Here is a 17,099-nt window from a genome sequence, read left to right on the forward strand (position 1 = left end):
TTTGTATTTATATATTAAGTATAATAAACATACTGGGTAGTATCAAATTCAAAATAATGATAGATTTTGTCTATTTATTTGTCTTATCTATAAACCTTGACTGCTTTACTGTACAAAAATCAATCCTAAAATGTATAAACTCTTTTCTATATATTTTTCATAGTTTCTGGAATACGGAGCAGAAGCCAAATATGATTTGGCGCTTACGAATTATGAAATAGAGCGTAAAAATGCCCGTGGATTTCAGCCGCACACATGCTGAGAAATCCCGGGCATTGTTCAGGTACGCCTCGGCAAAATTATAATTCCACCTCAAACGGCAGATGTGAAAGAATATCTTTCTCGGCATCCACTCCAGGAAATACTTCAATCAGCTTTAGTCCTTTTGGTGTCAGCCGGAATACACACCGTTCTGTGACATACAGTACTTTCTGACCGTTGGCAATGGCCCGCTTAGCCGAGAAACTGATGCTTTTTACTTCCTCTACAAACTTCGGGATCGTACCTTCCTTTTCAATTGTAACGACCCCTTTCTTCTGGGAAACCTCGAGCCCCTTGGTATTAAACGTCAGGCAGAACACAACCGTCGGTGTTTTCGCTGTAATATTGGCAAATCCTCCGATTCCCGCAAAGGTCCCCGGGCCACGGTGTGCGTTGACATTTCCCTGTCCGTCCACTTCCAATGCTCCCATGAAGCAAACATCCAGCCCGCCATTATCATAAAGGTCAAACTGGTTGGCCATATCATAAACTGATGCTGCACCGATCATGGCGCCAAATGCCTCCCCGGATACCGGGAATCCACCGATTCCTCCGGACTCAACCGTCAATGTCACCATATCCAGCATTCCGTTCTTTCTTGCATGTCTGGAAACCATTTCCGGAATACCGATCCCGATATTCACAATGTCATCCAGGCGCAGCTCCATTGCTGCCCTCCGGCCGATGATATTTCCGACGGTGTTGTTCTTCGAAGCTTTCGAAGAAACCGTATCGATCTTCTCATTCCACATATTCCACTCTTCATAAGGAATCTCAAAGCTTCCGGTCAAAGCGGTATACGCTTCATTCCGTTCTTCCGGTTCTGTCACAACAATTGCGTCCACAAGGCACCCCGGTATGATTGCGTTTCGCGGACGGGAAGGTGTATTCACAAGACGGTCCACCTGCACGATCACCTTTCCATGATTCGCCTTAACCGCCTGACAGATGGACAATGCGTCACCGGACATAAACATATCATCAAAAGAAATATTTCCTTTACGGTCTGCTGCCGTTCCCTTGATCAGAGCAACTGTAAGTTTCGGCAGCTTATAATAGAGAAATTCCTCCCCATCCACTTCGACATGTTTGACCAGAGAATCATCAATCGAAATCCGATTGATTCCAGGCCCTTCCATTCTCGGATCCACGAAAATATCCAGCCCCACCTTGGAAAGTGCTCCCGGCAGTCCGCCCGCCTGTGCACGGATTGCGTGAGAAATGCAGCCCAGCGGCAGATTGTATGCCTCAAACCGATCCTCCAACACAAGCTTCTTCGTACTCATCATAGCGCCAAAATGCCCACAGATCAGTCGGTCTACAGCACCTTCCCGAATATACCCTTCCGCATTACGGTTTTCATCCCACACACCGAAACCGGCACTGGAAACAATCGTCAGATGTCTGGGTGACTGCATCCTCTGGTACCTGTCAAAGAGTGCCTCATGAAGTGCTACAGGATTTTCAATTCCTACAAACGAATTTACACAAATACAATCTCCGTCCCGGATCAGTCGAATTGCCTCATCGGCACTCATTATTTCATACATGAAAAATGTCCCCCTCATAACATAACACAGCACCGGTGAACAAGGAATCCTACATCCTGCCTGCCGATGCCGTTCTACTCATAAATCTGTAGCTATTCTATCAGAATCATTGTATAAAGTCCAGAACTTTCCTGTTATATTGCCTCAATTCTACCGTTCCTCCAGGAATTCCCGCCGATACTGGGACGGTGTGATTCCTTCTGTCTTTTTAAATACCTTGGTAAATACCCGATAATCTCCATATCCGGTCTGTTCTGCAATCTCCACCATGGAAAGCTGCGTAGACACAAGGAGTTTCTTCGCTTTCTCCATACGGATATTTGTCAGATAAGAGAGAAATCCTACTCCGATCTCATTTTTAAATAACTGGCTGATATACTGCGGATTCAGATGAAATTCTTCCGCCAGTACGGAAAGACTCACTTCTTCGGCCAGATGTTCCTGCATATATCTGGTGATCCCGGTAATCACACGCTCGTTCTTCACTCCTGCCTTTCCTTCCTCCGACACCCGCTTTTCATACAACAATATCTTCAGATTATCAATACAAATTCCAAATTCTTCGTAATCAACCGGTTTCAGAATATAATCCGTGATCTGCAGACGAAGCGCCTGCTGACAATACGAGAAATCATCATATCCGGGCACAATAACAAAAGCAATTCCCGGATGTTTGATTCTGCTGAGCTGGATCACCTTCAGTCCGTTCATGATCGGAATATTGATATCCATGGTCACAATGTCCGGACAAAACGTATCGATCCGTGCCAGCGCTTCCATTCCATCGGATGCTTCGCCAACAACTTCGCATTCATGACCTTCCCAGTCAAACAGACGTTTAAATCCTTCCCGTATCATAATTTCGTCATCAACCAGCAATACTCTAAGCTTTTTCACCGCACTTCCTCCCCACGATAGCCTTTGTTTTTCAGTCCATGGAGCAGACTGTTTTCCACAACCGGCTGCAAAATGAAATTCGGCACCAGAACACCACCGAGTTCCGGATCAATGTCATAACTGCACATAAGCTGCGGATACCGGTAACACATCAATTCCATGTAGGCTTCCAAAAGCTCCAGCTCATCATCCAGCGCTACCATCTGCCGGTCAGCCTTCACACTCAGTCTGAAAAAATCCACCAGCCGCATCAGAAGATCTGCTACTTTCTTATCATCATTTAACTGGGCCTGAATCCGGATCGTGTCCAGTGTATTATAGAGGAAATGGGGATTCACCTGACTTTTCAAATAAAGCATGGACATCTTCTGTTCCGTCAGTTCTGCACGCAGAATGTCCGGATTCTCAAGCGTCAGATAGAAAGCCATCGTCATCAGAGTCATACCTATTCCGCTGATAAGCCAGGTCGGATTCACCGCCTGCAGCAAGGATACACATACTTCGATCACAAGAGCTGCACCAATCGCCTTTTTCTTCTTTCCGTCAATCTGGTTCCAGTGGCAAAACAGCAGCCAGATAAATCTTTGCCACCAGATCAAACCGCCGAGGTTTTCCAGTCTCCTCTTCCACCAAGACCGCAATATACTGGTAGAAAAGATAGACAACAAATACCATCGTTCCGATAAAAAAGCGATGAAAAATATCATTCAGAATTCTCGGCACTGTGTCCAGATGATTCACTGTATAAACGGTTACCGCATCAAATACAAGATGAACCAGTACCGCAATCAGAAGAATCGAAAATGTTTGATGTAGCCTCGAGTGTTTCTGCCCTGCCGAGAAATAGACAAACGCCACGAATGTCAGGACCAGTAACAATGCTATTTCCATTCGAATCATATACGCTCACTCCTATGATACTATTGTAATTTATTTTCCTACATCCGGATAGAGACAGAATGCAGGGAAGTGTGTCAGTTTTATAGAAATTTAATTGACATTCCTCTTTCAGGCGATATAATAGTTCTAATTTAAACTATCCAGGAGGGACAATATGCCCGTTTCGGGATCAAGGAGGTACACTAACGATGGAAATACTCTACAAAATTGTCATTTATCTATTCAGTCCTCTATAAACCCTGTATTTTCAAGGCATACCGCCTGTTAAATGTTCAAACCTTATGTAATTTCCCTTGTTTTTGCCCTTATGAGCCGAAACAAGGGAAATTTTTATTCTCCGCCGATTACCTTATCCAGCAACCTTGCGGAAGTACGCTTCGCTTCCCTTGTAGCGTGAGCGTAAATGTTCATTGTGGTACTTACATCAGCGTGTCCGAGAAGTTCCTGCACATCTTTAGGTGCTGCACCGTTTGAAAGCAGATTGCTTGTATAAGTGTGTCTGAGCATATGGAAGTGGAAATCCTCCAATCCCTCCACCTTTTTTCTCGCTGTCCTGCACATAATCCCCACCGTACTCGGTGCTTCAAATGCCCCGTCAGATCTAAGGCAGACAAAGGATAATTCCTTGTACCCCTCAGGGACTTCCTCCGACCTCGGCAGACTGTAAACCTCATAATAGGTGCGGTCTTTTTCTTTGACCTCCAAATAGTAATTAAGGCTGTACAGTTCCCCGTATCGGAAACGGTTTTTGTGTTGTTCTGCTTTCGCAGTTTTTAGGATAGCGGCAAGCGTATCGCAAAAGTCTACGGTGCGGATTTTTTTACGCTTTGTTGCCCCTATTTCTGTTTTGTGCCTTGCCCCGTTGTAACGCATACTGCGGCGTACTGTCAGATATTGTTCTTCAAGGTTGATGTCCTGCCAAGTCAGTCCACAGACCTCTCCAATACGCAAGCCTGTATAATAGGCTATCTGTATAGGCAGAAGTGCAGGATTATTTTTCTTTCTTAGAAAATCCTCTAACCTCTGATACTGTTCGTAGTTGAGTGTTGGTGTGGAAGTTGTTTCTCCATCCTCGTCCGAGAACAGTTCGTATTCTTCTTTCTTTCCTCGCCATACCACATACTGCATCGGGTTAAAGGTTATCAGCCTTTTCGGGAATACTGCAAAACGGAACGCCCCTTGCAAAACAGCCGAAAACAATCGGAGATACCCTTTGCTGAGTGCCTTTGCGGTTGTACCGTCAGGATTTGTACCTCCAAAGCTGAGAAAATCTATATACGCCTGTAAATGGTCGGCGGTTACGGTTTTCAGCTTTCGGTTTCCTATCGGGTGCTGTTTGATACGGTTGACCGTTCCTTGATAGGACATTACCGTACCATTGCTGAGATTGCCGGGTTTCAGTTCTTCCTCCACCCACAGATCAAGCAGCATACCGACCGTGATGTTTTCAGACTTCGCAACGAATTTCTTTTCCTCATAGTCAGCGATTGCCTTTCTGAGCAGGGCTTCTGTTTCGGACTTGCTTTCTGTTCCCACAAACTCTTTCTGTACTTTTCTGCCGCTTTCATCTTCGATGTAGAAGCGTGCGTACCACTTTTTACCTTTTTTTCTTACAGAACCTTTTGCCATAGATAAATTTCCCCTTTCTATCCGTGGCAATCGGGACTGTGACATATGGTGTGCGTAAAGTAATAAGGTTACTTATGCCGATGAGTGTCAGTCATCGTTTTCACTTGTCAAAGAGCCACGGAATTTTTCTTTTTCAGCAACCCTTTCTTCGGCTGCTGTCACTATCCCGAACAGGTCGCCCATCTTTACAGCGGTGCGTCCCTCATCGTAGATATGTAAAATCCCATCTAAAAACTGCTTCATATCCTCGATAGGAAGTTCCATTTCTTTACGGTAAACTCTTTCCATAATCGCCCCTGACTCAATCGCATAGCGGCGTAAAGACTGCTTTAAGCCCTCGTCCTCTGCTACACGGTCAACCTCATCCATAGCGTCTGCAAAGTGATAAGTCATAACCGTATAGAGGTCAATCATTTTTCCGAGAAATGTGGTGAGCAGTTGTTGATGTGGTTCTCCCTTTACCACAGAAGAAACCGTATCAAGATATTTTTTGATATGTTCCTCCATGTCCTTTGCACATAAAGTGCGGCTGTCATATTCCTTATCTTCAGAAAATCCTGTCAGCCATTCGGGAGTGGTCAGGAGTGCTTCTGCCAGTCCGTTGATAATCATTGTACGCTTCGGGTCTACTCCGTCCGCTTCATATCTTTGAATGGTAGATTTGTTTACCCCGACACGCTTACCAAGTTCGGGCATTGTTAAGTTTAATTCTGTTCGGCGTTCTTTCACTCGTTCACCGACCTGTTTTGCGGTGAATGTAATTTCTTTTTTCAAGGTTTTCACCTCCTATTGCTGATAGTATAACACAGCAAAACCTATTTTGCAACTATAAATTTAATAATATGCAAAAATATTTCTTAATAAGTTGCAAATTGAGTTGACAAGAGATAGCAGAATAAGTATAATTACAGATACATAGTTGCAAAATGCGTATTTTGAAAGGAGGTTGATAAAATGAGCAATATCAAAATGGGTTTAACCATAGAAGAAGCCGCAGAATGTACGGGTATCGGAAGAAATACAATGCGTAAGTTGGTAGAGTGGGGCAAGTTGCCTGTCCTCAAGGTCGGCAGAAAAGCGATTATCCGCAGGGATACTTTAGAGCGATTTATGAGCGTCAATCAGGGAAGAAATCTGCTCAATGAAAACGATGTCCGCAAAGTAGAATAAACATTCTCCAAGCCCTCGGCGTTTGAGAGCGAAATACACCCCTCGCACAAATCTTCGATTTGTACTCTGGGTATTTCGCCCTTGCAGGGGGCACTGTATCACAGCTTCGGACAAAGCACCGCCGCTATGATACAGAAGAAAACAGCCCGCTGTTTTCTTCGCTGTCCGTCTGCTTACGCCGCCGAAACAGCGGCAACCGATTTCTCGGTTGCAAAAAGAGTATGCCCGTCACGGGAGGAAGGAGTATATGGCAAGACACAGTTTTATACAGATGTCGAAGCTACCCAATGTCAAGGGAAGAATATCCTATATCACAAGCCACGCAAGGCAGGAAAACCTTTATGCCACCTACCGCACCGCCAACAATGAATTTTGGAGTAATCTCGCAAGGGAAAGCCAGCAGGAATTTAAGCGAAGCGGTACAGAGGGGAAATGTATCGAAGCAAGGGAATTGATTATCGCCTTGCCCGAAATTTATACGAGATACGAGCCGCAGGAAGTCCTTGAAGATTTTACGGAGGAGTTCCACAGGCGGTATGGTGTGGAGTGCGTGTCAGCCCTCCACCATAACAAACGCAAGACCAATTATCATATCCATCTTATCTTCAGCGAAAGAAAACTGTTTCCTGAGCCTGACATCAAGATAGCCACACGCAGCGTTTTCTATGATGAAACAGGCAAAAGGGTACGCACTAAAAAAGAAATTACAGGGGAGGACGGACAGATACGAAAAGGCTGCACCGTCATTAAAAAGGGTGAGGTTTACGAAAGCCACCTCTTTACCGTGAAAGATGATAAATTCAAAAGCGAGCCTTTTCTTCGGGAGGTAAAAGAGATTTACACCGACCTTATCAATCGGCATATCTCCGATCCCGAACAGCGGTTAAAGGTATTTGATAAGAACAGCGTTTATCTTCCCACCAAGAAAATCGGCAAGAACAATCCCAAAGCCGACGAGATTGAAGCGGACAACATCGCAAGGCAGGAATGGAACAGAACGGCGGATATGGCACTCATATCGGGTATTTCCGAAGCAAAGATTTTAGAGGTCAAACAGACCGAGATACACGAAAAAGCAAGCCAATCTATCAAAAGCAAAGGCTGGCTGCCTAATCTGTTCCGTGGGATTGTAGCAAAGGCAAAAGATTTTCTGCAAAAACTTATTCGGGAAAAAGATATGCCGCCCAAGCCTACGCTTGATATTGATATGGCAGAGTTCCGCCATATGCGAAACCTGATGATAAAGGTACAGGATAAGGCGGTAAAAATCAAAAACTTGCGAGATAAAGTTCTGCCACAGTTGAAACAGCAGCTTGCCGATACAAAGGGGCTTTTCAAAGGTAAAGAACGAAAAGCGTTGGAGGTAAAAATCAAAGAAACCGAAACGGAGATTGCCGACAGGCTGGATAAAATCCCCGATACACTCAAAGCGGACGGTTATCCTGATGTGCAAGTTTTTATGCGTACTTTCCGAGAAATGGAAAGCGTTGTAGAACAGTACAACCATGACCTTGCCGAGTGGGAATACCAAGTCAGCAGGAAGCCGACAGCCACCTCTAAAGAACAACACAAACCGCCCGAAAAGCAGAGCGTGCTAAAACATCTGCGTGAGATACAGGAACGCAACAAACAAAAACCACCGCAAAGACAGCGTAAGAAATCCATTGACAGAGATAGCCGATAGGCATGAAAAACACCGCCCAGCGTGTGACCGCTGGCGGTGTCTTACATAACATCTTATCCGTTTCCTTACAACCTGAACTTAAAAAATGTATGTACTAATTCCCCATAAAATACAAATATGTAAAATATAGAAAATATAAAAGAATTTTTTCATACCCATTCCTTTTTCCCCATTATAATAGAGCAAAACTGGTAATGCAAAAATTTGCATCCACTGATAGTTATCCAATAATGGTGAGCCACCATTATAAATAGGAGCAAAAGCTTCAAAATATCCCATTAATGCTAGTTCAATGAATTCACTAATTACATCTCCGATTATAGGAATATTTTGAATATAACTTAGTGCTATTGGAATGTATGCTTTCAAACTAAACAATGCAAATATTCCACAAAACACTGAATACAAAATCGTAATTCTTTTTTTATTATTATATGCATAATAAAATAATAATCCTTCTATTAATGCAAAAAGTCCGCTTTCACTAAACATATATGAACCCAACAATGCTGGTATTAACTTCATTGTAATCAGGTTCTCATCGTAAAAATAACACATTGATAATATAATCAAAAAACTTAGAATTTGCCATGTAATATATAGTATAATTCTTCGTTTAATATTTGTTTTTTCAATGATAATTTTCAAAAAAAATGCTGTACAGAATAATGGTAAAAAATAGTTATTACTTACCCCTGTAAAGGTCTGAATCACAGCCATAATCACACTGGCTGTATATAACCGAATGAGATATTTTTTTCTGTTTTTTGTATATTTAATTCCTTCTACCATACAAAAAACAAAAATAGGAGCCGAAATTCTACCTATCCATCGAAACCATATCGGCATATATGGTATAAATTCAGCAACATGGTCAAATACCATACATATGAGTGCTATCCATTTTAAACAAGTTGTACTTATGCCATTGTTTTGTAATTTCATAATACTTCCTTTTTCTTTCAAATAATGTCTTTTGAAATTGTAATTTACAACTGTATTAAAAGTATACCACAAAGGCGTGAAGATTTCTATGCTGGTATTCACTTCCCACAAGACAAACTAGCGTATGGATGTAACGCTACTGTTAATGATAAGCCTCATTTTATTGATACCACAAGTGCAAAATACAGTAGGTAAGAGGTTTCCCTACCCACTGTATTTTAGTATAATAAAGCGTTACACTTATTTGTTGTAAATAAATTCACTACACACAATTTCTCTCGCCCTTGCTTGTATCTCGTTCATTCTTCCAATCCACAACATCGGGTTTTCTGCTTTGAGTTGTTCGGTCACACCCTCCGTATCAGCCATTTGTTCAACCAATCGAAACATCATTTCTGTTGCCTGTTCGTCAATGTCAGAAAGGTAACTGTTCAACTTGCCGCTTGTGAGAAGCGTTGTGTAAACCGCCCGTTTATGTTCCTGTAAATAGCGTTTGTGTCGCTGTCCCCATAAGCCGATAGGCTTGCGTTCTTTTTCGGTTGGTAAAGTAAGGCAAGGAATATAATAATCTCCCTGCAACTCATACCATAAGCCATTGCTTTTATCATAAATGTATTTTTCCATTGTGTTATCCTCCAAAATAATCTATTCGCACATACATCACAGTTTCCCGATTGCCACACGCTGTTATATCTTGTTATGAGATTTTCTTGCCCTTGAATTTGCCCTTATAAGCAATCAGGGAAAGAGTAAACTTGTGTGAAATCATATAAAGGGATAAGGCGAACACATTGCGATAAATCCTTTATTTTCAAGGCTTTTTGGGGATTTTATTGATAACCTATGGAGAGCAATAATCACTCATAATTTTATAGTTTTCAAATTGAAATTTGTTTTATTGCAGGAATGGGCGCAGGACTGGGAACCGGATTTGCCGGAATGAGTGCAGCCGCTGTCATAAGTCCCATGCTGATTACATTTCTGGGCATGCCTGCATATGATGCAGTTGGAATCGCACTGGCAAGTGACGTCCTTGCCAGTGCTGTCAGTGCTTATACTTACGGCAAAAATAAGAATCTGGATATCAAAAACGGTCTTGTCATGATGATCACCGTCCTGATCTTCACGTTCGTTGGAAGCTTTGTGGCAAGTAAAGTCCCAAATTCAACCATGGGAAGCTTTTCCACATGTATGACACTTCTGGTCGGCATCAAATTTATCGTGAAGCCGGTTATGACAACCAAAGAAAAAATGGCATCTGTCAGTCCGAAAAAACGATTTGTTCAATCGGTATTAAGTGGTATGATCGTAGGCTTTATCTGCGGTTTCATCGGCGCCGGCGGCGGAATGATGATGCTTCTGATCCTGACCAGTGTTCTGGGTTACGAGCTAAAAACCGCTGTTGGTACCAGCGTATTTATTATGACCTTTACAGCATTAACCGGAGCGGGAAGTCACTTTATGATCGGCGGTATGCCGGAAATGCTCCCTCTGATCCTCTGTATTCTCTCAACACTGTTATGGGCACGCATTGCTGCCAAATTTGCAAACAAGGCAAGTGCAGCAACACTCAATCGTTCTACCGGAATTGTACTTACCATCTTGGGCGGTGCAATATTCCTTGTCAATATTGTCAGCTAAAAATAATGGGATACCACCGGTATCCCATTATTTTTTATCAGAAATCACAATACTATCTTGTCAATTCCAGATACAGCTCCTTATACTGTTTTGCTGAATTCTCCCATGAAAAGTTCTTGTCCATATCTCTCTGAACCATCTCATCCCAGCACCAGCGATTTGTAAAGAATAATGTCTTTGCTCTGTTAATAGCATCCAATAACAAGCCTGCATCATAACGGTCGAATGTAAATCCGTTTCCTGTATTCGTAAACATGTTATATGGTTCAACAGTGTCCTTCAGTCCACCGGTCTCACGAACAATTGGAATTGTACCATAATGCATAGCAATTAACTGGGTAAGTCCGCAAGGTTCAAACTGCGAAGGTACCAGTAAAGCATCTGCACCCGCATAAATTCTGTGAGCTCTTGTTTCATCATACATGATGTTGGAGCATACATTTCCCTTATATGCATTCTCATAATAACGGAAAGAATTCTCATATACATCATCTCCGGTACCAAGTACAACGAACTGGGTATGTTCATCCATAACCTGACGAAGAATGGTATTGACAAGATCCAGTCCCTTCTGATCGGTCAATCTCGAAATCAGACCAATGACAAACTTATGGTCATCCTGAACAAGTCCCAGCTCTTCCTGCAGTTTCCGCTTGTTTTCCCTCTTCTTCTCTAATACATTCGTGATGTCATAGTTTGCATACAATCTGGAATCTGTGCTGGTGTTCCAGATATCATAATCGATACCGTTGACGATACCTCTCAATTTTCTCCAGTGATGTCTCAGATGCGCATCCAGTTTCTCTCCGTAGTATGCTGTCTGAATCTCACCGGCGTATGTATTGCTGACAGTTGTAATAATATTAGCGTAAGCCAGTCCTCCTTTTAACATATTCGCATCGTTGTAGTTTACTTTCAGTGCATCTTTGTTAAATACGTAATCCGGAAGTCCTGACCAGTAGCGGATCGTCGGAATATTGTAAATACCCTGGAAACGCAGATTATGGATCGTTAAGATCGTCTTTGCAGTAGTCAGCTTTGTATTTTCGAATAAAGTTCTAAGATATACCGGAACCAGAGCTGCCTGCCAGTCGTGACAATGAATGATATCCGGAACCCAGTTCAGATAATTCAGTGCTGCAAGTGCTGCCTTGGCGAAATAGCAGTATTTCGGAATATCATCAATCAGATTCGTATATGGATTTCCACTGCTGAAAAATTCTTCATTATCAATAAAATCATACACAACTCCATCCCATACATATTCCATAATACCTACATAATAGGATCTGCCGTCTGCACACAGATTCATCTGGAAGGATCCTTTGTATACCATCTTCTCCTGATATTTCTGCGGTATACATTTGTAACGTGGGATAATTACCTTCACATCACAATTCTGTTTAACTAATGCCTTCGGGAGCGCGTACATAACATCACCCAAACCTCCGGTCTTCACGAATGGATAGCATTCTGAACCGATAAATGCGATACTTCTTCTTGGACTCATATATACCTCCTGTTTCGGTTCTTCTTTTACCTCTTCTGCCGGTGCTTCTTTGGTTTCCTCTGCCGGTGCTTCTTCTGTTGCCGGTTCTTCTTTGGTTTCTTCCACCGGTGCTTCTTCTGCTGCCGGTTCTTCTTTGGTTTCTTCCACCGGTGCTTCTTCTGCTGCCGGTTCTTCTTTGGTTTCTTCCACCGGTGCTTCTTCTACTACCGGTTCTTCTTTTACTTCTACTACCGCTTCCGCCTTAACTTCTTCCGGTTTCTCTTCTTTTACTTCCTCTGCCTTTGGCTCTTCAGCTTTCACTTCTTCCGCCTCTTTTTCTGCAGGTTTTGCTTTTTTTCTGGTAGTTTTTCTTGTCGTTGTTTTCTTTATCGCAGTCGTTTTCTTTGCTGCTGCCCTCTTCGTAGTTTTCTTTTCTTCAGGTGCTTCCGCCTTTACTGCATCTGCCCCTTCCGGTTTCTCAGTTTCCTTAGCAATCTCTTCTTTCACGATTTCTTCTCCCGGCTCCGTTGTCAAAGAAGCTTCAACCGTTGCCTTTTTGGCAGTCCTTTTTGCCGGTGTACTTTTCTTTACTGTAGTTTTGGTAGTTTGTTTTCTTGCCATTTTATACCTCTCCATAAAAAATCCTAATTGTTCACTGTTTGTAATATTTAGAATCTTATATTATTATAGCACACAAATCCAAAAATGGGTAAATTTCGTATTCTTTTTATAAAGTAACTTTCAAATACACCTCGACGTACTTACCGCGTGGCAGGAGTCTTATCTTCTTTCAAAATAACTCAGTCCAATTCCACCAGTATCGCCCGGCAAGGTGCCCCATCTCCGCCTCCCAGATTGATCGGTGTCGCATTCAGGAAATAGCATCCTTCGGGAACCCTATCCAGACAGATTCCTTCCAGCAACACAATTTCCGCTCCCAGAAGTGTGTTCTGTTACATAGGCATTTCCGATAAATTTTTCCAGTTTTACCTGGTTGATTGTTCCTCCTTTCTGGAAAAAATGATATGGAGCATCCACATGTGTTCCGTTGTGGACACACATTCGAAATGCCGATAAATTGCATGGCGAATCCTTTGCTATCACGGATAAGATCTCTTTTTCAGGAGCCGAATCTCCGGGAAATACATTGCATCCGAACACTTCCTGCGAAATATCATATATTCTCATCTCTTCTCCCTCCATTAACCTATTTTATCCAGTATATCACTTTTTTGAAAACAATATTGTCAATCATCAATTATTTTCCCTTATAATAAAAAACCAGACGTTACAATTTTGTTCATCCTGCCAATTGTACCGTCCGGTTATTCACATTATTTGTTTCTTCCAGGTTCGATCTCCGTTCCACCAACGATTTCGCTGTAACTTAACAGTACCCTGACATTTTATTCTTCCCGAACCGGATTCGATACGCTGACTTTATGATCATACCATTTTCCTTTCGTTCCAATCAGCGCAAGGTCAAATTCTTCATCCAACGCCGGAACCGGAACATCAAATCCATTCACTTCTTCCGTCGTTCCATCACTATAGGTAACCGTATCTTCGGTAGGAATCAGAAGCTCCGCTCCTTCTTTCACGGCAGCCTCTGCAAGTCCCGGATAGAGATTGACAATATTTTTCGATGTAAGTGAAATGTGAATCGTCATCTGACCATCCTTAACCGTCAGAGTTCCTTTTCCGTCACAGGCTTCATTTACATGAAACATGCTGCTGTCAGTTTGGAATTCTGCACTGTAAATTCCGTCTTCCAGTTCAGCCTCCCCGGCTTCTTCACTCTGAGCTGTATCTTCCGTAAGTGTCTCGGTATCTGTCTTTGCAGCTTCTTCTTTCTTTCCACATCCGAGCATCAACGCGGATGCCAGTATTGCCATTCCAAGCATGGCTGCTATTTTCTTCTTCATACTTCTGATCCTCCCATTATTTATCAATGACTGCCGCAGTGTGATCAACATAAATCTGCTGAATAGCCTCGATTCCACCAAGTCCTGCAATCTGCACATCCACTTGTTCAAAAAATCCGGAATTTTCAAACAGACTCTTCCATGAATCTTCATCCTCTCCGGCCATATCATTATTTGCGTGATCCCCCGCCACAACCATCAACGGCCGGAGAATGACCTTTTTATATCCCGCATTTTTTACTGCTTCAATAATTGCCTCGCAGGAAGTTTCTTCCGGTTCCCCTTCGACGGTCCCGATAAATACATTGTCGTAGCCGAGTACCTGCATCTGTGTCTGCATCTGGCTGTAGGAAACTTTTGCCGTATGGGAGGTGCCATGTCCCATAAATACAAATGCCGTACCATCTTCCTTCGCTGCATCGAGGCTGTCATATCCTGCTGTTTCAACAGCCTGTGCCGTCACTGCCTTTGCAACAGCTTCTTTATCTGAATTGATTGCCGAAGCATCGCTTCCCACTTCACCCAGAAGCGGTTCCGAAAACTTTACGGATTCAAATTTGTCCTGGTAACGCTCCACTGCTTTGACCAGTTCATCATATTCTGCTCCATGCATCAAGTGGGTCGGCTGTACGATCAGATTCTTCACATTATTTTTCACTGCACGCTCCAGAGCCTGATCCATATTGTCAATACATTCTCCGTCTCTCGCCTGTATGTGATTGATGATAATCTGCGATGTAAATGCTCTTCTTACGGACCAGTCAGGATATGCCTCCTGCAGGGCATCTTCTATTCCTTTAATATCTTCCACGCGGCTGTCATTGTAAGATGTTCCGAAGCTGACTGCCAGAAGTTCATTTTCTCCGATTCCATCCTGGTTCCTTGAATCGTCGGCGGATGCGTCTCCGGTATCTTTTCCAAAATAATCCGGGTCCGCATTTTCTCCTTCTACCAGTTCCTTCTGCTCATCCGTCAGTTCATCCCATGCTTCTTTTGCAGCCTTACACGCTTCATCCGTCTGATCGTTTCTTTCCTGAACATAGATTGCGTCTATCAAATCTGCCACCTCATTCGCTGCTTTCTGATCATCTTCTGTTTCTTTGGTCTCCTCTTTTTCTTCCCCATTTCCACCAGAACATCCTGCTATTGTTAATGTGCTGATTACGGAAACGGCCAGTAGAATTGTGAGTAATCTTTTCCTCATTCTGAATCTCCTCCTTCTTATTTTGTCGTTCTCCCGATAATGCGTACAACAAAAAAGAGGTGCCTTTCCCATATCGCCGGTAAAAGGCACACTTCATAATAACATACGCAAACAGCACTCTCTCCAAAACAGCCAGTCTTTCACCGGTGCCTGATGATGAGAATGTGGAATATGACTCTTATCGGTTGCGACCAGTTACTCGTGGCCTGTGGGTTCTTCCCACTCCGTTTTTTGCAGGCAGGTCTCCTGACTTACGGATCCAGATCCAAGGCCGCCTTCCCAATTGCTCAGTGACATTCCTGGCCTTGCACTCCCCGTTTACAGTGACGAGTTCGTACAGGACTTCCACCTGTTTCCCTTTTAATCAGACAGCTAATGCTGTCTGAACCTGACGAACATACCTTATCACAACCCGCCTGAAATGTAAAGCCTGCTTCTTCGTTTTCCCCGATTCCAAATTCAATCGCTGCATGTTCATCTATTTCGGCCGGACCACTCCGGGCGACAACTCCTGCACATAACATAAAAAGACGGCTCATCACCGCCTTTTTATGTATTATTCTTCTTTCTCCGGAAGATCGATCTGTGGACGCACATGCAATTCCTTCGAAATATATTTGCCATCCTTTCGATGCTGCTTCACACATTCAGTCAGTAAAAATTCAATCTGCCCGTTCAGTGAACGGAAATCATCTTCAGCCCAGGCTGCGAGGGCATCGTACAGTTTTGGTGATACCCGAAGCGGTATCTGTTTTTTCGTTTCTGCCATATTAGTAAAGACTTCCTGTATTTACTATCGGCTGTGCATCATGATTTCCACAAAGCACAACCAGCAGATTAGATACCATCGCAGCTTTTCTTTCATCGTCTAATGCTATTGTATCCTTCTCTTCCAGCCTTTCAAGTGCCATCTCCACCATGCCCACGGCTCCGTCAACGATCATTTTTCTCGCATCGATGATCGCAGAAGCCTGCTGTCGCTGAAGCATGACTGCCGCAATCTCCGGAGCATATGCCAGATAAGTGATACGCGCTTCGATGATCGCAAGGCCTGCTTCCTCCACTCTGCCCTGGATCTCTTCTTTAATTCTTGCCGCAACCACTTCGCTGGAACCGCGAAGGCTTCCTTCATCCGCGACACCGTCTCCTGTGGTATCTACATTCGGAGATACATCGTAAGGATATAGCCGCACAATATTACGGAGCGCACTATCGCACTGCAGAGAAAGGTATTCCTTATAGTTGTCTACATTAAAAACTGCTTTTGCTGTGTCCACTACCCGCCATGTAACGGCAATTCCGATCTCCACCGGGTTGCCGAGGCAGTCATTGATCTTCTGACGGTTGTTATTCAGTGTCATAACCTTCAGAGAGATCTTCTTATTCACCGTCTCCGCAGCCTGTCCTGCCTGTGGCTGTGTGAAAATTACAGACCTCTTGGACTGGCTGTCCACGTCTCCGCTCTGGTTCAGCTTTGTCTTCGCAGCCGGATTCACACCTACACAGAACGGATTCACAAAATAGAAACCAGGCTCTTTCAGCGTACCGACATAATTTCCGAAAAGAGTAAGCACAAGCGCTTCCTGTGGTTTCAGTGTCTTAAGACCTAAAAACAAAATCCAGCCAAGTGCCAGCCAGATACTGCAAAGGACCACAAGGATCCAGTATTCGTATTCGATTCCAAAGATCAGTCCTAACGTTGCGAGTACATACAGAGCAATGGTCAGAAGCAGTACCGGCATTCCGTTCTTCCTATTGTTTAATGTGATTTCCTTCATGAGTTTCCCCTCCTTTATTTTGATAT

18 protein-coding genes and 1 riboswitch are annotated in these 17,099 nt (G+C 43.3%); of the genes, 3 read left to right on the forward strand and 15 right to left on the reverse strand.

What is annotated here, in order from left to right:
- Positions 1 to 299: 299 nt before the first annotated feature.
- From ACTNB3_RS00605 to ACTNB3_RS00630, 6 genes are all read right to left on the reverse strand, one after another.
- Positions 300 to 1,811: a CoA-transferase gene (locus ACTNB3_RS00605; RefSeq protein WP_441024083.1), complete on the reverse strand. Its 1,512-nt coding sequence runs from the start codon at positions 1,809 to 1,811 to the stop codon at positions 300 to 302.
- A 150-nt stretch (positions 1,812 to 1,961) separates the two neighbouring features.
- The gene (locus ACTNB3_RS00610) at positions 1,962 to 2,708 is read right to left on the reverse strand and encodes a response regulator transcription factor (protein ID WP_441024085.1); all 747 of its coding nucleotides are present in this window, start codon (positions 2,706 to 2,708) and stop codon (positions 1,962 to 1,964) included.
- Positions 2,705 to 3,307, reverse strand: coding sequence for a sensor histidine kinase (locus tag ACTNB3_RS00615; RefSeq protein WP_441024087.1), 603 nt, complete (start codon positions 3,305 to 3,307; stop codon positions 2,705 to 2,707). Before ACTNB3_RS00615 ends, ACTNB3_RS00610 begins: the two co-directional genes overlap by 4 nt.
- Entirely contained in the window at positions 3,252 to 3,608 is a 357-nt protein-coding gene (locus tag ACTNB3_RS00620) for a hypothetical protein (protein WP_441024089.1), read from the reverse strand. Before ACTNB3_RS00620 ends, ACTNB3_RS00615 begins: the two co-directional genes overlap by 56 nt.
- Before the next feature lie 330 nt (positions 3,609 to 3,938).
- Positions 3,939 to 5,237, reverse strand: a complete 1,299-nt coding sequence (locus ACTNB3_RS00625; protein WP_441018906.1) for a tyrosine-type recombinase/integrase — start codon at positions 5,235 to 5,237, stop codon at positions 3,939 to 3,941.
- Between the two features lie 87 nt (positions 5,238 to 5,324).
- On the reverse strand, positions 5,325 to 6,011 hold the full coding sequence (locus ACTNB3_RS00630) for a helix-turn-helix domain-containing protein (protein WP_441018904.1): 687 nt from the start codon (positions 6,009 to 6,011) through the stop codon (positions 5,325 to 5,327).
- A 180-nt stretch (positions 6,012 to 6,191) separates the two neighbouring features.
- Between ACTNB3_RS00630 and ACTNB3_RS00635 the strand changes: the two genes are divergently transcribed.
- Together ACTNB3_RS00635 and ACTNB3_RS00640 are read left to right on the forward strand one after the other, a co-directional pair.
- Positions 6,192 to 6,407: a helix-turn-helix domain-containing protein gene (locus ACTNB3_RS00635; RefSeq protein ID WP_117768996.1), complete on the forward strand. Its 216-nt coding sequence runs from the start codon at positions 6,192 to 6,194 to the stop codon at positions 6,405 to 6,407.
- Positions 6,408 to 6,654: 247 nt separating this feature from the next.
- Positions 6,655 to 8,091 carry a MobA/MobL family protein gene (locus tag ACTNB3_RS00640; RefSeq protein WP_441018924.1) on the forward strand — a complete coding sequence of 479 codons (1,437 nt, stop codon included), beginning with the start codon at positions 6,655 to 6,657 and terminating at the stop codon, positions 8,089 to 8,091.
- A 78-nt stretch (positions 8,092 to 8,169) separates the two neighbouring features.
- Here the strand turns inward: ACTNB3_RS00640 and ACTNB3_RS00645 are convergent, their stop codons facing one another.
- The gene (locus ACTNB3_RS00645; protein WP_441018902.1) at positions 8,170 to 9,036 is read right to left on the reverse strand and encodes a TraX family protein; all 867 of its coding nucleotides are present in this window, start codon (positions 9,034 to 9,036) and stop codon (positions 8,170 to 8,172) included.
- Positions 9,037 to 9,276: 240 nt separating this feature from the next.
- Positions 9,277 to 9,660: a TnpV protein gene (locus tag ACTNB3_RS00650; RefSeq protein WP_441018986.1), complete on the reverse strand. Its 384-nt coding sequence runs from the start codon at positions 9,658 to 9,660 to the stop codon at positions 9,277 to 9,279.
- Positions 9,661 to 9,918: 258 nt separating this feature from the next.
- Between ACTNB3_RS00650 and ACTNB3_RS00655 the strand changes: the two genes are divergently transcribed.
- On the forward strand, positions 9,919 to 10,677 hold the full coding sequence (locus ACTNB3_RS00655; RefSeq protein WP_441024346.1) for a sulfite exporter TauE/SafE family protein: 759 nt from the start codon (positions 9,919 to 9,921) through the stop codon (positions 10,675 to 10,677).
- Positions 10,678 to 10,729: 52 nt separating this feature from the next.
- On the opposite strand, the gene ACTNB3_RS00660 is transcribed toward ACTNB3_RS00655, so the two are convergent.
- The 7 genes from ACTNB3_RS00660 to ACTNB3_RS00690 form a co-directional block, all read right to left on the reverse strand.
- Positions 10,730 to 12,787 (reverse strand): glycogen/starch synthase, encoded by a 2,058-nt coding sequence (locus ACTNB3_RS00660; RefSeq protein WP_441024091.1) that lies wholly within the window; start codon positions 12,785 to 12,787, stop codon positions 10,730 to 10,732.
- Positions 12,788 to 12,966: 179 nt separating this feature from the next.
- Positions 12,967 to 13,092, reverse strand: a complete 126-nt coding sequence (locus ACTNB3_RS00665; protein ID WP_441024094.1) for a hypothetical protein — start codon at positions 13,090 to 13,092, stop codon at positions 12,967 to 12,969.
- Complete coding sequence (locus ACTNB3_RS00670; RefSeq protein ID WP_441024097.1) at positions 13,064 to 13,354, reverse strand: cyclase family protein; 291 nt, start codon at positions 13,352 to 13,354, stop codon at positions 13,064 to 13,066. Before ACTNB3_RS00670 ends, ACTNB3_RS00665 begins: the two co-directional genes overlap by 29 nt.
- A 218-nt stretch (positions 13,355 to 13,572) precedes the next feature.
- Positions 13,573 to 14,091, reverse strand: a complete 519-nt coding sequence (locus tag ACTNB3_RS00675) for a hypothetical protein (RefSeq protein ID WP_441024099.1) — start codon at positions 14,089 to 14,091, stop codon at positions 13,573 to 13,575.
- Between the two features lie 16 nt (positions 14,092 to 14,107).
- A complete protein-coding gene (locus tag ACTNB3_RS00680) occupies positions 14,108 to 15,295 on the reverse strand; it encodes a sirohydrochlorin cobaltochelatase (RefSeq protein ID WP_441024101.1) in 1,188 nt (395 codons plus the stop codon).
- Positions 15,296 to 15,514: 219 nt separating this feature from the next.
- Positions 15,515 to 15,702: riboswitch (cobalamin riboswitch) on the reverse strand.
- Positions 15,703 to 15,851: 149 nt separating this feature from the next.
- Positions 15,852 to 16,064 carry a PTS ascorbate transporter subunit IIC gene (locus ACTNB3_RS00685; RefSeq protein ID WP_427818924.1) on the reverse strand — a complete coding sequence of 71 codons (213 nt, stop codon included), beginning with the start codon at positions 16,062 to 16,064 and terminating at the stop codon, positions 15,852 to 15,854.
- Between the two features lies 1 nt (position 16,065).
- Positions 16,066 to 17,073, reverse strand: coding sequence for an SPFH domain-containing protein (locus tag ACTNB3_RS00690; protein ID WP_441024103.1), 1,008 nt, complete (start codon positions 17,071 to 17,073; stop codon positions 16,066 to 16,068).
- Positions 17,074 to 17,099 lie beyond the last annotated feature (26 nt).

This window comes from Bariatricus sp. HCP28S3_D3 (assembly GCF_052065755.1).
In the GTDB taxonomy this organism is placed as follows: domain Bacteria; phylum Bacillota; class Clostridia; order Lachnospirales; family Lachnospiraceae; genus Allocoprococcus.